A 13,843-nucleotide genomic window follows, 5' to 3' on the forward strand; every position below is an offset into this window, starting at 1 on the left:
GCGAAGAGCAATGGCAGAACACGGCGGTGGGAGTGCACCCCTCAACCAACGTACTCTGACCGACGCCGATTATCGGCTGATGGTCGATACAGTCACCGGCTACGCCATCACCGTTCTGGACCCGGGCGGCATCTTCATCAGCTGGAACGACGGGGCGAGAAAGCTCAATGGCTACGAGCCGTCCGAGGTGCTCGGGCGCCACTTCTCTTTGCTTTACCCGAGCGAGCTCATCGACCAGAACCGGCCGGAGCAGGAACTCGCCCGGGCCCGTGACGAAGGCTATGTGGAAGAAGAGGGCTGGCGCTTGCGCAAGGACGGCACGCGCTTCTGGGCCAGTGTCGTCCTCACCCGGATGACCGGTCCGGGCGGTGATGTCCGCGGCTATTCCATCATCACGCGGGACCTCAGCGAGCGGCGCCGCCAGGACGAAATGCTGCGCATGAGCGAGGAGCGGTTCCGGCTCCTGGTCGAAGGCGTGAAGGACTACGCGATCTTCATGCTCGATCCCGGCGGCCACATCGTGAGCTGGAATCTGGGCGCGCAGAAGAACAAGGGCTACGAGGCATCCGAGATCATCGGGCAGCACTTTTCCAAGTTCTATCCGCCCGACGTGGCCGCCAGCGGCTGGCCGGAACAAGAGTTGCGCTATGCCCTGCGCGACGGGCGCTTCGAGGACGAGGGCTGGCGCATCCGCAAGGACGGCAGCCGGTTCTGGGCCAGCGTGGTGATCACCGCGCTGCACGACGCCACCGGCAAGCACCGCGGCTTTGCCAAGGTCACGCGAGACCTGACCGAGCGGCGCCGCGTCACGGCGCTGGAAGACGAGGGGCGGCGCGTGACCAACTTTCTCGCCATGCTCGGGCATGAGCTGCGCAATCCGCTCGCGCCGATCTCGAATGCGCTCGAACTCCTCAAGCGCGAAAAGACGGATTCGGGGGTGGTTGCGCATACACGCGACATCATCGGCCGGCAGCTGCGGCAGATGACGAGGTTGGTCGACGACCTGCTCGACGTGGGCCGCATCACGAGCGGCAAGATCCATCTGGAGAACAAGCCGGTGCGCCTGCGCGACGCCATTGCCCAGGCCATCGAGGCAGCGCGGCCGTTGATCGAAAGCAAGTCGCAGACGATTCACCTCGAGGCCCGTGACGCGGACCCGTGGATTTCAGGAGACAGCGCGCGGGTCATCCAGATCGTCAGCAACCTGATCCACAACGCGGCCAAATTCACGCACAACGGCGGCAACATCCACGTGTCGCTCTCGCAAGGCACCGCCGATGCCGACATCAGCGTGCGCGACGACGGTCCCGGCATCCTGCCCAAGGACCTGCACCGGATCTTCGACCTGTTCGTGCAGGGCGAACAGAACATGGCGCGGACGCAGGGCGGGCTTGGGCTGGGGCTCAGCCTGGTGCAGCAGCTGACCACGCTGCACGGAGGCCGGGTGAGCGCCTTCAGCACCGGCAGGGCGGGTGAGGGCAGCGAGTTCGTGGTGCAGTTTCCCACCGTCCAGGCGCCGATTGCCACGCTCGAGGCGCAGCCCCGGCCCTTGGGAGAGCAGCGCGTGCTGGTGGTGGATGACAACACCGACGCGGCCGAAACCATGGCGCTGTTGCTGGAAGCGCTTGGCTACAGGTCCAGCGTCGCGCATGGCGGGCTCGCGGCCATCGAGGCGGTCAAGGCGCAAGACCCCGACGCCGTGCTGCTGGACATCGGCCTGCCCGACCTGAGCGGCCACGAGGTTGCCAGGCGCCTCAGGGCCGAGATGATCAACCCGCCGCCGCTGATTGCCGTGACCGGCTACGGCCAGGCCAGCGACCGAGACACGAGCCTCGAGGCCGGCTTTCGCGCCCACCTCACGAAGCCGGTCGACGTCGACAAGCTTTCGGCGCTGCTCGAGCGCCTGCTGGAGCCGCCGCCTCGCTCGAAGGCGGCGTAGCAGCCCCTAGAAGTCCACCAGACTCAGGCCGATGCTGAGCACGGTGCGCTTGCGGTTGTAGTCGACCAGCGTGTCGCCGTAGCCATGGAACAGCTGCGTGTGGAAGCGCAGGTTGCTCGTGGTCGCATCGCCAATGGCCTTGAGCCATTCGAGCCGGACCGAGCCGCGGCCGCTGTCGCGCAGGTTGTTGCGCACGGTAATGCCCAGCGTGTTGTCGCGGTTGAAGTTCCAGCGGCCCGTGATTTCGGCCCGGCCGATGTAGTTGGAGATGTCCGGGTTGTCGTCCTTCGCCGCCTCTTCCGACAGCCGCTGCCACACGCGTCCGGTGATGGTGAAGCGGTCGTCGAGTTCGGCGCCGCCCATCAGGTAGACGCGGTTCCAGCTGCGCGACAGCGGCAGGCTCTGCCCGTTCGACTGGTGCACCAGGCCCACGCCCGCGTAGCGCCAGCGCCAGCCGCCAGGTAGGTTGAAGTCGAGCGGATAGACGTACATCAGCTCCGGCTCGTGGTCGGTGGTGCGGAACGGGCGCGAGACCGAGCCGTTGAACAGCTGCCAGGTCGACTGCTGCGAATACGCGAACCACAGCGAGTCCTTCTTGGCCGGCTCGTTCTGCGTGAGCAGGCCCTGCGCGATCTTGGTCCGCACCGAGAGGCCGATGCGCATTTCGTTGGCCTGGTAGGACACGGGGGTTGCAGTGTGGCCTTCGGCGGGCGAGGTGGGCGTGTCGGGCTTGCTGGTGGCGGCCGAAGCCGACACGTTCAGCGGGCGGTAGCCGCGGAACACGAAGGCGCCGCAATCGGTGCCGTTCTCGAGCTCCCAGAAGCGAGACAGGATCGAATACTGCCGGTCGCGGCAGCCTTCGCTGGTGGCGACCGAAACCACGCGGGTGGCCGGAATCGATGCGTCCACCGGAGGCGGCGGCTGCGTGCTGGCCAGCACCGGCGGCGCCACCGGCACCGAGACCGAAGGCAGCGTCTGCTGCTGCGTCCAGCGGTCGAAGCAGGCCAGCCGCGCTTCGTTGTTGTTGCCGAGCGCGGCGCACTGCTGCCAGGTCAGCTGGGCATCGGCCAGCGGGCTGCGCGGCCGGTCGACCGCCTGTGCCTGGGCCGGCGCCGCAAAGAGGCCGGGAGCCAGCAGCAGGCCTGCGGCCAGCGTGGTGCGTAGTTGGATTGCGTTCATTGATCTCGTGTGGGTTCCGTCTTTTTCAGAGTGAAGGGATGTGTGCTGTCGTCGGCGGCGTTGCGCCACGTGCCCTTGAACTCGCGGCCGCACGAGTCCGGCTGCAGAGCGCCCGACCACACGCCGCTGATGCTCCGGCCGTCGAGCGATTCGTCGATGGCGAGCTCGCCCTCGTCGTCGACGTCACCCGCGAGCTGGGCCACGGTGGTGCGCGCCGAAGGTGCGGCCGCCCTGCGCGTGATGGTGCCGCGCACCCCCGCGTACTCGGGGTGTTTGCCGAGCCGCACCAGGGCCGCATCGGGCTGGCCATCGAAACGCGCCTGCCAGTCGCCATAGAGCGCCTCGACGGGCAGGTCTTGCGCAGTGGCCGGGCATCCGGCCTCGGCCGCGCTCCGGCCGCCGGGGCCGGCGCAGGCCGTGCAGAGCGCCGCCACGAGAAGAAGAGAGAACGGTGCCTTCATGGTGCTGAGGCGGCGGCTGCTGCGGCGGCCGCGCTGTCCTGGGCCTTGCGCGCGAATTCGGCGCGCAGTGCCTTGAGTTTTTCGCGCGGGTCTTCCCGCGTGGTGGTCTTGTCCAGGCCCATCTCGGCAATGAAGCGGCTCGGCACGCAGGGCACCATCTCGCGGCCCTGCTTGCGCTTCTTGGTCCAGCTCACCGCAAGGCTGCGCTGCGCGCGCGTGATGCCCACGTACATGAGGCGGCGCTCTTCCTGCAGCCGCTGCAGCGTCTCGTCGCTCACCTTCAGCTGGCGGCCGTTGTCGTCTTCCAGCTTGAAGGGCAGCAGGCCCTCGGTCACGCCGATGAGCATCACGTGCGGCCATTCGAGACCCTTGGAGGCATGCAGCGTGGAGAGCGTGACCACGTTCTGGTCTTGCTCGCGCTCGCTGATGGTCGAGAGCAGAGAGATGGTCTGCGCCACCTCGAGCAGGCTCTTGCGCTCGCCTTCGATGTTGTCGTTGGCGCCGGAAGCATCGTCGAGGCCGCCGCCCGCGCGCTGCGACATCCAGTCGACGAACTCCAGCACGTTGGTCCAGCGCGCGGCCGCGGCCTGCTCGCTGTCCTCGCCGTCGTACAGGTGCTTCTCGTAGTCGATCTCCTTCAGCCAGTCGAGCATGAAGGTGCGCGAGTCTTCCGCGCCCATGGTGCGGCGCGCGCGGTATTCCAGGTCGTTGATGTAGCGGCCAAACTCGTGAATGCCCTCCAGCGTGCGCTTGGGCATCACGCTCGGCAGCGATGGGCTGAAGAGCGCCTCGAACAGGCTCAGCTTGTACTGGCTGGCAAAGGTGCCGAGGCTCGCGAGCGTGGTGTGGCCGATGCCGCGCTTGGGCGTGGTGATGGCGCGCAGGAACGCCGGGTCGTCGTCGTTGTTGACCCACAGGCGGAACCAGCCGCACAGATCCTTGATTTCGGCGCGGTCGAAGAAGCTCTGCCCGCCCGACACCTTGTAGGGGATCTGCGCCTTGCGCAGCGCCTGCTCGAACACGCGCGCCTGGTGGTTGGCGCGATAAAGAATGGCGAAGTCGCGAAATTCCTTGTACTGCTTGCCTTGCGTGGTGGCATCGCCCGCGCGCTGGCTGACGATGCGTGCCACCGCGCGCTCGGCCTCGTGCGCTTCGGAGTCGGCATCGACGATGCGCACCGGCTCGCCTTCGCCGAGCTCGGAGAACAGCGTCTTCGGAAACAGCTTGGGGTTGGGGCCAATCACGTTGTTTGCCGCCCGCAAGATCGCGCTGGTCGATCGGTAGTTCTGCTCCAGCTTGATGACCTTCAGGGTCGGGAAGTCGACTGGCAGCTTGCGCAGGTTGTCCAGCGTGGCGCCGCGCCAGCCGTAGATCGACTGGTCGTCATCGCCCACCGCCGTGAAGCGGCCGCGCTCGCCGGTCAGCGCCTTCAGCACTTCATATTGGGTGGCATTGGTGTCCTGGTATTCGTCCACCAGGATGTGGCCGAGTGCGGCCTGCCACTTGGCGCGCACTTCGTCGAAGTCGCGCAGCAGCTTGAGCGGCAAGCCAATGAGGTCGTCGAAGTCGACGCTCTGGTAGGCCGAAAGCCGCTCTTCGTAGCGCGCCATGATGCGCGCCGTGATGCGCTCGTTGTCGTCCGCCGCGGCCGCCTCGGCCTGTGCGGCGTTGAGGCCCATGTTCTTCCACTTGCTGATGGTCCACTGCCAGATGCGTGCGGTGGCCGTGTCGGTGGTGCCGCCCGCATCCTTCAGGATCTTGGTGACGTCGTCGCTGTCGAGAATGCTGAAGGCGGGCTTCAGGCCCAGTACGGCGCCGTCTTCGCGCATCATGCGCACGCCCAGCGCGTGAAAGGTGCAGATCACCACTTGCTTCGCGTCGCGCCCGATCAGCCCCTTGGCGCGCTCGCGCATTTCGCTGGCGGCCTTGTTGGTGAAGGTGATGGCCGCGATGCGCTTGGGTTCGAGTCCGGCCTGGATGAGCCGGCCGATCTTGTGCGTGATGACGCGCGTCTTGCCCGAACCCGCGCCCGCCAGCACGAGGCAGGGCCCGTGCAGGTAATTGACCGCTTCTTGTTGCGCGAGGTTGAGGCCGGAGGACATGGGGAGTGGGGACGGAAGGCCCGCAGGGGAACGGCGGGCGCAAAGCGCGCAATGATACGGGGCGCATGTGTCTGGAAAGGCCGCCCGAGTTCACGATGCGGGACGCAACGACAATAGCCCCGTGCTGCCTGTATTTCTCGTAACTTTTCCTTTCTTCGCATTGATCGCGGCCGGCTACGGCGCCGCGCGCGCCCGCGTCCTGCCGCTCGATGCAATTCCGGGTCTCAACACCTTCGTTCTGTACTTCGCGCTGCCTTGCATGTTGTTGCGATTTGGCGCCGGCACGCCGATCGGGCAGCTGCTTGACGGCAGCGTTGCGCTGGTCTGGGGCTTGGGCGCGCTGGCCGTGGTGGCAGGCGTGGTGGTCTTCACCCGCAATGCACGCATCGGCTGGAACGACGCCGCCTTCGGCGCGCTGGTGGCGGCCTTCCCGAACACCGGCTTTATGGGCGTCCCGCTGCTGGTGGCGCTGCTCGGTGCGCAGGCCGCGGGGCCGATCATCATCACCATCGCCTTCGACTTGATCGTGACCTCGTCGCTGTGCATTGCGCTGTCGCGCCTTGACGAGGTTGGTGGTGGCGCGGCGCAGCACGGCCCGCGGCAGGCGGCGCGCCAGGCGCTGCGCGGCGTGCTGGTCAATCCGATGCCGTGGTCGATCCTGCTGGGCGTGCTGCTGTCGGCCGCGCGCTGGCGCCTGCCGGGTCCGGTGGAGCGCACCATCGCCATGCTGGCCGATGCGGCTTCGCCGGTGGCGCTGTTCACCATTGGCGCGGTGCTGGCGCGCTCGGCCTTGCTAGCGCGTGAGCATGGCGCCAGCGCGGCGGTGGCGGCGGCCATGGGCACCCGGTCGGCCGTGCCGCCCAAGGCGCCGCTGGCCGACGTGCTGCCGGTGGTGCTGGTCAAGCTGCTCGCACATCCGGTGCTGGTCTGGGCGCTGGGGCAGGGCGCGATCGCGCTCGGCCTGTCGCTCTCGTCGTCGGCGCTGATGGTGATCGTGCTGGTGGCGGCTCTGCCCAGCGCCAGCAACGTATCGATGCTGGCCGAGCGCTTCGGGGCCGACAACGGCCGCATCGCGCGCATCATCCTGTGGACGACTGTCGCAACCTTCTTCAGTTTTCCGCTGGCGGTGGGGCTGCTGCGCTGAACCGGTGCGGCCCGGCCTCAGGCATCAGGGTGTCAGCACGCCGAGCTTGAAGGGGTCGGCGTCGGGCAGACGCTCGCACTTGGAAAAATCGCGGCCTTGGCTGCCGTCGCAATAGAACGCGTTGTAGATGCGCCCGAAGAGCGTGGGGCTGGCCGTGAAGAGCACGCCATGGTCGGGCTGCCAGTTGTCCTTGGCCGACCCAGTGCTGGGCTCCGGCTCCTTGGCGGGGGCGGCCGCCGCGATCGGCGTGAATTCCGCCAGTGTCTTGTGGGCTTCGTCGCCGCGCCAGCGCGACGCCAGTTCGGTCGCCGACGGCCTGGTCGCCACTGGCAGCAGCACGCCGTTCACCTGCAGGCCGTAGCCGAAGCGGTGCGTCTTGCCGGCCAGAAATGCGTAGGCGCAAGCGGCCATGCACTGGCCGCGGACCTCGGTGTCCACGCCGCTCGATCGGATCGCGTCGGCATAGGCGCCGGCCGCGTCGGCGGTGCCGCCGAACGAATCCTCGAACACCACGGTACGCACGGTGCCTTTGGCGAGATATTGGGCAAAGGTCTTGATGGCGCTGCCGTCGAGCATGCCCGACACCATCAGCCGGCTTCCCTGCAGTTCGAGTTCGGCCGCAGGGCATGCAAGGCATGCGAACAAAAGAGCCGAACCAAGAAATAAAGGCAGTTTCACGACAACCCCTGCAAACCAGCGTGCTTGCTTGATGCGCGAAGCCGGAACGGGCTTCGCACAGCGACAGCTTGCGCAACCAGCCGGTGCTCGGTCAACCTCTTTTTCAGAATATTTCCGGCTTTGCGACCGGCCGTAAGACATACCTACTGGTATTACCGTTATTACTTCAGATGAATACTTGTGTTTTCATCGCACCTGCTAGAGTGTTTGCAAATCAAAGTATGAATGGGCAGCACGATGACAATACTTGTTCGTGTCCTGTTGTGGCTGGCATGGATTGCTGGCGTGAGCTGGTTCTGGCACGCCGGGGATCTCGGCACCGGGACTTCGCTGGCGCTCGGCGCCCTGAGCCTCATGGTGTTTGCATGGCCCGGCAGCATTGCGCGGCGTCGCAGCACCGAACTGCGCTATATCGACGTCGGCAAGGAGCCTGCAGGCCTGCACCACTGACCGCGGTGCGCACGGCTCAGATGCTGTGCGGATCGACGTCGACGAGCCAACGGATCACGCCCTTGCCTTCGGGCGTACGCCGCAACGCATGCAAGAGCGGCTGCCAACCGGCCAGCAGGCGCTGCAGCGCGGCGCGCGAGGGGCTTTCGATCAGCATCTGGGCCCTTTCCACATTCGCCACGCGCTGGATGGCGAGCGGCACGGCCGGGTATCGCACCACGCGGTCAGCGCCTTCTAGCGCATCGGCGGCCGCACTCGCCGCATTCAGGAAAGCCTGCGCGGCCTCCTGCGTGCGCGCATCGGCCCGCAGCAGCGCCTGAAACGCGAACGGCGGCATGCCAGCCGCGGCGCGCTCCTCCAACTGCTGCCGCGCGAAAGCGGTGTAGTCGTGCCTGCGCAGCGCGGCAAAGAGGGGATGCTGCGCATGGTGGGTTTGAATCCACATTTCGGCCGTAGCGCCTTGCGCCGCCAGATACGCGGCATCGCGGCCGGCCCGGCCGGCCGATTGCATTAGCAGGCTGAACAGCCGCTCGGGCGCGCGAAAGTCGCTGGAAAAAAGCGCGCCGTCCGGGTTCACAGCAGCCACCAGCGTGATGCGCCGGAAGTCGTGTCCCTTGGCGATCATCTGCGTGCCGACCAGTACGTCGACCTCGCCGGAATGCACAGCCGCAAGCTGCGACTCGAGCGCGCCCTGCTTCTTGGTGCTGTCGGCGTCGATGCGCGCGATGCGCACCGCGCTGCCATCCGGCCGCTTGACCGCTGCGAACAGCTCGGCCAGGTGCTCCTCGAGCCGCTCGGTGCCGCGGCCGACGGGTGCGATGTCGGGGTTGCCGCAGGACGGGCAGGCGCGTGGCACGCGCTCGGTAAAGCCGCAGTGGTGGCAGCGCAGCGTGCGGTCGATCTTGTGGAACACCCGGTAGGCGCTGCAATGCGGGCATTCGCTCTTCCAGCCGCAATCGGCGCAGGCCAGCACGGGTGCATAGCCGCGCCGGTTGAGAAACACCATGCTCTGCTCGCCGCGCGCAATGCGCTGGCCGATGGCGTCGAGCAGCGCGCTGGAGAGCACCGTCTTCGGCGGCTGCAGGTTCATGTCCACGAGCCGCACCGCGGGCAGTTCGCCAGCGCCAATACGCGATGGCATGGCCAGCCGCACGTAGCGCCCGCCCGGGTCTTCGCCCTCGGCGGGGCGGCTCTGGTGCCAGCTTTCGAGCGAGGGCGTGGCCGAGCCCAGGATGACTTTTGCGCCCTCGCGCTGGCCGCGCCACACCGCCAGGTCGCGCGCCGAGTAGCGTGCCCCTTCCTGCTGCTTGTAGCTGGGGTCGTGCTCCTCGTCGACCACGATGAGCTTGAGCCCCGGTATGGACGCGAACACTGCCATGCGGGTGCCCAGCACGATGCGCGCGGCACCGCTGTGCGCCCCGAGCCAGCTCGCGAGTCGCTGCGGGTTGGTCATGCCGCTGTGCAGCGACACCACCGCTTCGTCACCGAAACGCGCCTTGAAGCGTGCCTCGAGCTGCGGCGTCAGGTTGATTTCCGGCACCATCACCAGTGCCTGCGCGGCGGCATCACGGGCGAGCAGGTCGGCCACGCAGCGCAGGTAGACCTCTGTCTTGCCGCTGCCGGTGCTGCCGACTAGCAGAAAGGTGCCCGTCTCGGCCTCGATGCGGGCGAGGGCGGCCGTCTGCTCCGGGCTCAGCGCGATCAGGTTGGCGGATTCGTCGGTGGCGGCCACGGGTCCGGTCGTCGCCTTGCGTTTGAGGCGGCGCGCCAACTGCGTCGTCGTGAGGTCGCGAAGTTGCGGCGGCAGAGCGGCCAGGGCGATTTCGCCGATCGAGCGCTGGTAGTAGCGCGCGGCAAAGGCGACCAGGTCACGCCAGGCGTCGCCGAGCGGAGCCAGCCCATCGAGGGCGGCGCCAACGGGCTTGAGGGCCATGTCGGGTTCGGCGCCGTCGAGCGGGGCCGCGTCGTTCCAGACAACGCCCAGCACCTCGCGCCGCCCCAGAGGCACCCGCACCAGGGTGCCGGGCGCGAGCGGCATCGCGGCGGCATAGCTCAGCAGGTCGCCCAGAGCCGCGTGCGCGGGGGTCTGCACGGCAATATCGAGCCGCCAGGCCGCCGATTCGGTTGCCGCTGCGTCCGTCGGGAGGTCAAGGCTGAGAGGGGAAATGGACGTCCTCGCTGGCAGGCTTTGTTAATGCGAATTTGAGCAAAATCACTTAAGTTGTTGATTTTCCAGAGCTTTGGCGGCCATCCAGAGTTTCTGTGGATAACTTTGTTGACAACGAGGCTCGACAGGCCGCCAAGCCTTGCAGATCAAGCTCCTGGCTAATTTGCCCTCAAAAAAAGCAAAGTCCAATTTCTATATAAATCAACAACTTACGAGTGCTACGAGTTTGTGAGCAAAGAAGGGTTCGCCTCAGACGATCTTGCGCAGTGCAGCACATTTTTTGTGTATAAGTCGGGCCTCTTACACGGTTTCCAGGGCTTGACAAACGGCTTGGAATTGATTTCCAACGCCCGAGTCCCTCCGGCGCAGACTGCCCTGGTAATGACGGGTTTCAGCTGCGCAGAGCGCGCGACTGGGCGTGCACCGCCTGCACCAGCGCCGCCACGTGGTCCGGCGGCGTGAACTGGCTGATGCCATGGCCCAGGTTGAAGATGTGGGTCGGCCCGGGCACGCCGCTGTCCGTGTGCGGCTTGCCGAAAGCGCTCAGCACCTTGGCCACCTCGGCTTCGATCCGCTCGGGCGGCGCGAACAGAACGTTGGGGTCGATGTTGCCTTGCAGGGCCTTGGCCTTGGCGTCGGTGCCTTCGCCGACCAGCCGGCGCGCAGCCGCGAGGTTTACCGTCCAGTCGACGCCGAGAACTTCGCAGTCGAGTTCGCGCATGGCCTCGAGCCACAGGCCGCCGCCCTTGGTGAACACGATGCGCGGCACAGGCTGCCCGTCGGAGCCGTTGCGCTTCAGGCCGGCCAGCACGCGGGCCGTGTAGGCAAGGCTGAATTCCTGGAACGCACCGTCAGCCAGCACGCCGCCCCAGCTGTCGAACACCATCACGGCCTGCGCGCCGGCGTCGATCTGCGCATTGAGATAAGTGGCCACCGAATCGGCATTGACCGCGAGCAGGCGGTGCATGAGGTCGGGGCGGCTGTAGAGCATGCTCTTCACGAGCCGGTAGTCGCTGGAGCCCGCACCTTCGACCATGTAGCAGGCGAGCGTCCAGGGGCTGCCGGAGAAACCGATGAGAGGCACGCGGCCATCGAGCACCTTGCGGATGGATGCCACGGCGTCGAACACGTAGCGCAGCTTGGCCATGTCGGGCACTTCGAGCGCCGCAACGGCCGCTTCGCCCTGCACCGGCCTTGCGAAGCGCGGGCCTTCGCCGGCTTCGAAGGACAGGCCCAGGCCCATGGCGTCGGGCACGGTGAGGATGTCTGAAAACAGAATGGCCGCGTCCAGCGGATAGCGCTCGAGTGGCTGCAGGGTGACCTCGGTCGCGTAGTCGACGTTGGTCGCCAGCCCCATGAAGCTGCCGGCCTTGGCACGCGTGGCCACGTACTCGGGCAGGTAGCGCCCGGCTTGGCGCATGAGCCAGACGGGCGTGTGGTCTGTGGCCTGGCGCCAGCAGGCCCGCAGGAAAGTGTCGTTTTGCAATGGGGCGAAAGGCATGGCCCGATTGTCGCAGGGGCCCGCACATGGACCGTGTGACGGCCCTGCGGCAGGCCCGGAAAAGCTCAGACCACCGGCACGCGCCGCGAATCGGCTGGGCTCACGTTGCGCCGGTAGAGCATCAGCGTGGCGACGAGCCCGCAACCGGCGGCAGCCGTCATCCACAGGCCCGGCGCGCCCTTGTCGCCGGTAATCTCGATCAGACCGGTCGCAATTGCCGGCGTGAAGCCGCCGAACAGCGCCGTTGCGAGGCTGTAGGCCAGTGAGAAGCCGGCGGTACGCACATTGACCGGCATCACCTCGGTGAGCGCCACCACCATCGCGCCGTTGTAGCTGGCATAGAGGAACGACAGCCACAGCTCGACCTCGAGCATGCGCCCGAAGCTCGGCGCGCCCACCAGCCATTTGAGCGACGGGTAAGCGGTGAAGATGGTCAGCACCGTGAAAAGAATCAGCAGCGGCTTTCGGCCCACGCGGTCGGACAGCGAGCCCATCACCGGCAGCCAGAAGAAGTTGGAGACCGCCACGCACAGCGTGACGATCAGCGCATCGGTCGTGCTCAGGTGCAGCACCGACTTGCCGAAGGTGGGCGTGTAGACCGTGATCAGGTAGAACGACACGGTGGTCATCGACACCAGCATCATTCCCGCCACCACGAGGCCCCAGTTGGCCACCATCGACTGGAAGATCTCGCGCGCATCGGGCCGGTGCTTGCGCGCCATGAACTCCTCGGTCTCCTGCAGCGAACGCCGGATGATGAAGAGCACCGGCACGATCAGGCAGCCGACGAAGAACGGAATGCGCCAGTAGAAGTCGCCGATCTCCTGCGAGGTGAAGGTCACGTTGAGCCAATAGCCCAGTGCCGCCGCCACGATGATCGCCACCTGCTGGCTGGCCGACTGCCAGCTCACGTAGAAGCCCTTGCGCCCGGGCGTGGCCATTTCCGACAGGTAGACCGAGACGCCGCCCAGTTCCACGCCGGCCGAAAAACCCTGCATCAACCGCCCGATGAGCACCAGGAGCGGCGCCGCAAAGCCGATGGTGGCGTAGGCCGGCACGCAGGCGATGAGCAGCGTGCCGAGCGCCATCAGCGCGAGCGTGGCGATGAGGCCCTTGCGGCGGCCCACGCGGTCGACGTATGCACCAAGGAAGATCGCACCCAGCGGCCGCATCAGGAAGCCCGCGCCGAAAGTCATGAAGGTCAGCATCAGCGACGCGAACTCGTCGCCCGCCGGAAAGAAGGCCTTCGATATCTGCGTGGCGTAGAAGCCGAACAGGAAGAAGTCGAACATCTCCATGAAATTGCCGCCCGTCACGCGCAGGACGGTGGCCAATTTCGAGGAGGATGCGGTGCTTGAAGAAGAGGCGCGGACGGCCGTGCCCGCTTGCGCTTCGGAGTGCGCAGGATTCATCTCGTTGTCCCCTTGGGCGATGTAATGCGCCAAGGGTAGGCCGGGGTTCCCGACCGCTGCCTGACCGTGCGAGTCAGGTAGCTGTCACTCGCGGCTTCTTCAGCTCTTGTATTTCACCGAGCAGCCGTAGGGCCGCGTCGATGCCGCCGAGATCGGTTTGCCGCCAAAGGCTTCGCCGAGCGCCTGGTTCACGTAGTTGGTCGCGCTCTTGATGTCGTCGGGCCGGGCCGACGCAATGCTGTCGATGCCGCCCGCATACACCAGCATTCCCTTGGGATCGATGATGAAGATGTGCGGCGTGGTGCGTGCGCCGTAGGCCTGGCCGATCACGCCGTCCTCGTCCATCAGCACCGCGGTGGGCGACGCCTTTTGCGACTTCATCCAGGCGTCGAGCGCGGCGGGCTGCAGATAGTCGCTGGCCGCGCGCTCGGTGGAATTGACCGACAGCCAAACCACGCCCTGGGCCGTGGCGGCCTTCTGCGTGGCAGGCATGTTGCCGCTGTTGTAGTGCTTACGCACGAAGGGGCAGCCCGGGTTGGTCCACTCGAGCACCACGAACTTGCCGGCGAAATCGGACAGCTTGTGCTTGGCGCCGCTGGTGTCCACGGCAACGAAGTCGGGCGCCTGCTGGCCGACGGCGGGCGCGGCGAAGGCATGGTTGCCCATCAGGAAGGTGGCACCCAGGGCCACGGCGGCGGCCACCACGGCGCGGCGTGAGGCGCGGCTGAGCGCGGCACGGGCCTGGCGCGCGGCACGGAGAGAACGCGAGTCGGAAGATGGCGAAACTGACATGGCCAGCTAGAACTCCAA

At 66.7% G+C, this 13,843-nt stretch carries 11 protein-coding genes; 3 read left to right on the top strand and 8 right to left on the bottom strand.

The window, feature by feature from the left end; all coding sequences use genetic code 11:
- The first annotated feature begins 10 nt into the window (after nucleotides 1-10).
- Entirely contained in the window at nucleotides 11-1,939 is a 1,929-nt protein-coding gene (locus J2X92_RS24415; RefSeq protein WP_442480526.1) for a hybrid sensor histidine kinase/response regulator, read from the top strand.
- Nucleotides 1,940-1,945: 6 nt separating this feature from the next.
- Here the strand turns inward: J2X92_RS24415 and J2X92_RS24420 are convergent, their stop codons facing one another.
- From J2X92_RS24420 to J2X92_RS24430, 3 genes are read right to left on the bottom strand one after another with little or no spacing between them, the layout of a single operon-like run.
- Complete coding sequence (locus J2X92_RS24420; protein WP_307579574.1) at nucleotides 1,946-3,118, bottom strand: phospholipase A; 1,173 nt, start codon at nucleotides 3,116-3,118, stop codon at nucleotides 1,946-1,948.
- Nucleotides 3,115-3,579: a hypothetical protein gene (locus tag J2X92_RS24425; protein WP_307579575.1), complete on the bottom strand. Its 465-nt coding sequence runs from the start codon at nucleotides 3,577-3,579 to the stop codon at nucleotides 3,115-3,117. The genes J2X92_RS24420 and J2X92_RS24425 overlap by 4 nt, the downstream gene beginning before the upstream one ends.
- Nucleotides 3,576-5,681, bottom strand: a complete 2,106-nt coding sequence (locus J2X92_RS24430) for an ATP-dependent helicase (protein WP_307579578.1) — start codon at nucleotides 5,679-5,681, stop codon at nucleotides 3,576-3,578. Before J2X92_RS24430 ends, J2X92_RS24425 begins: the two co-directional genes overlap by 4 nt.
- Nucleotides 5,682-5,802: 121 nt before the next feature.
- On the opposite strand from J2X92_RS24430, the gene J2X92_RS24435 reads away from it, so the two are divergent.
- Nucleotides 5,803-6,825 (top strand): AEC family transporter, encoded by a 1,023-nt coding sequence (locus J2X92_RS24435; protein WP_307579580.1) that lies wholly within the window; start codon nucleotides 5,803-5,805, stop codon nucleotides 6,823-6,825.
- A gap of 24 nt (nucleotides 6,826-6,849) precedes the next feature.
- Here J2X92_RS24435 and J2X92_RS24440 read toward each other — a convergent pair whose 3' ends face one another.
- Nucleotides 6,850-7,503 (bottom strand): hypothetical protein, encoded by a 654-nt coding sequence (locus J2X92_RS24440; RefSeq protein WP_307579582.1) that lies wholly within the window; start codon nucleotides 7,501-7,503, stop codon nucleotides 6,850-6,852.
- Between the two features lie 237 nt (nucleotides 7,504-7,740).
- On the opposite strand from J2X92_RS24440, the gene J2X92_RS24445 reads away from it, so the two are divergent.
- A complete protein-coding gene (locus J2X92_RS24445) occupies nucleotides 7,741-7,953 on the top strand; it encodes a hypothetical protein (protein ID WP_307579584.1) in 213 nt (70 codons plus the stop codon).
- Nucleotides 7,954-7,969: 16 nt separating this feature from the next.
- Here J2X92_RS24445 and priA read toward each other — a convergent pair whose 3' ends face one another.
- The 4 genes from priA to J2X92_RS24465 form a co-directional block, all read right to left on the bottom strand.
- Nucleotides 7,970-10,045 carry a replication restart helicase PriA gene (priA, locus tag J2X92_RS24450; protein WP_307579586.1) on the bottom strand — a complete coding sequence of 692 codons (2,076 nt, stop codon included), beginning with the start codon at nucleotides 10,043-10,045 and terminating at the stop codon, nucleotides 7,970-7,972.
- 466 nt (nucleotides 10,046-10,511) lie between these two features.
- Entirely contained in the window at nucleotides 10,512-11,621 is a 1,110-nt protein-coding gene (gene hemE, locus J2X92_RS24455) for a uroporphyrinogen decarboxylase (RefSeq protein ID WP_307579588.1), read from the bottom strand.
- Between the two features lie 65 nt (nucleotides 11,622-11,686).
- Nucleotides 11,687-13,033: an MFS transporter gene (locus J2X92_RS24460; protein WP_307579590.1), complete on the bottom strand. Its 1,347-nt coding sequence runs from the start codon at nucleotides 13,031-13,033 to the stop codon at nucleotides 11,687-11,689.
- 99 nt (nucleotides 13,034-13,132) lie between these two features.
- The gene (locus J2X92_RS24465; RefSeq protein ID WP_307579592.1) at nucleotides 13,133-13,825 is read right to left on the bottom strand and encodes a redoxin domain-containing protein; all 693 of its coding nucleotides are present in this window, start codon (nucleotides 13,823-13,825) and stop codon (nucleotides 13,133-13,135) included.
- Nucleotides 13,826-13,843 lie beyond the last annotated feature (18 nt).

The organism is Variovorax paradoxus (assembly GCF_030811855.1).
Lineage (GTDB): Bacteria > Pseudomonadota > Gammaproteobacteria > Burkholderiales > Burkholderiaceae_C > Variovorax > Variovorax paradoxus_L.

What these genes read in the sequence shown, in the direction of transcription:
- J2X92_RS24445 (WP_307579584.1), top strand. Translation starts at nt 7,741, where the DNA reads ATGACAATACTTGTTCGTGTCCTGTTGTGGCTGGCATGGATTGCTGGC.
- J2X92_RS24420 (WP_307579574.1), bottom strand. Translation starts at nt 3,118, where the DNA reads ATGAACGCAATCCAACTACGCACCACGCTGGCCGCAGGCCTGCTGCTG.
- J2X92_RS24465 (WP_307579592.1), bottom strand. Translation starts at nt 13,825, where the DNA reads ATGTCAGTTTCGCCATCTTCCGACTCGCGTTCTCTCCGTGCCGCGCGC.
- J2X92_RS24425 (WP_307579575.1), bottom strand. Translation starts at nt 3,579, where the DNA reads ATGAAGGCACCGTTCTCTCTTCTTCTCGTGGCGGCGCTCTGCACGGCC.
- J2X92_RS24415 (WP_442480526.1), top strand. Translation starts at nt 11, where the DNA reads ATGGCAGAACACGGCGGTGGGAGTGCACCCCTCAACCAACGTACTCTG.
- J2X92_RS24430 (WP_307579578.1), bottom strand. Translation starts at nt 5,681, where the DNA reads ATGTCCTCCGGCCTCAACCTCGCGCAACAAGAAGCGGTCAATTACCTG.
- hemE (WP_307579588.1), bottom strand. Translation starts at nt 11,621, where the DNA reads ATGCCTTTCGCCCCATTGCAAAACGACACTTTCCTGCGGGCCTGCTGG.
- J2X92_RS24460 (WP_307579590.1), bottom strand. Translation starts at nt 13,033, where the DNA reads ATGAATCCTGCGCACTCCGAAGCGCAAGCGGGCACGGCCGTCCGCGCC.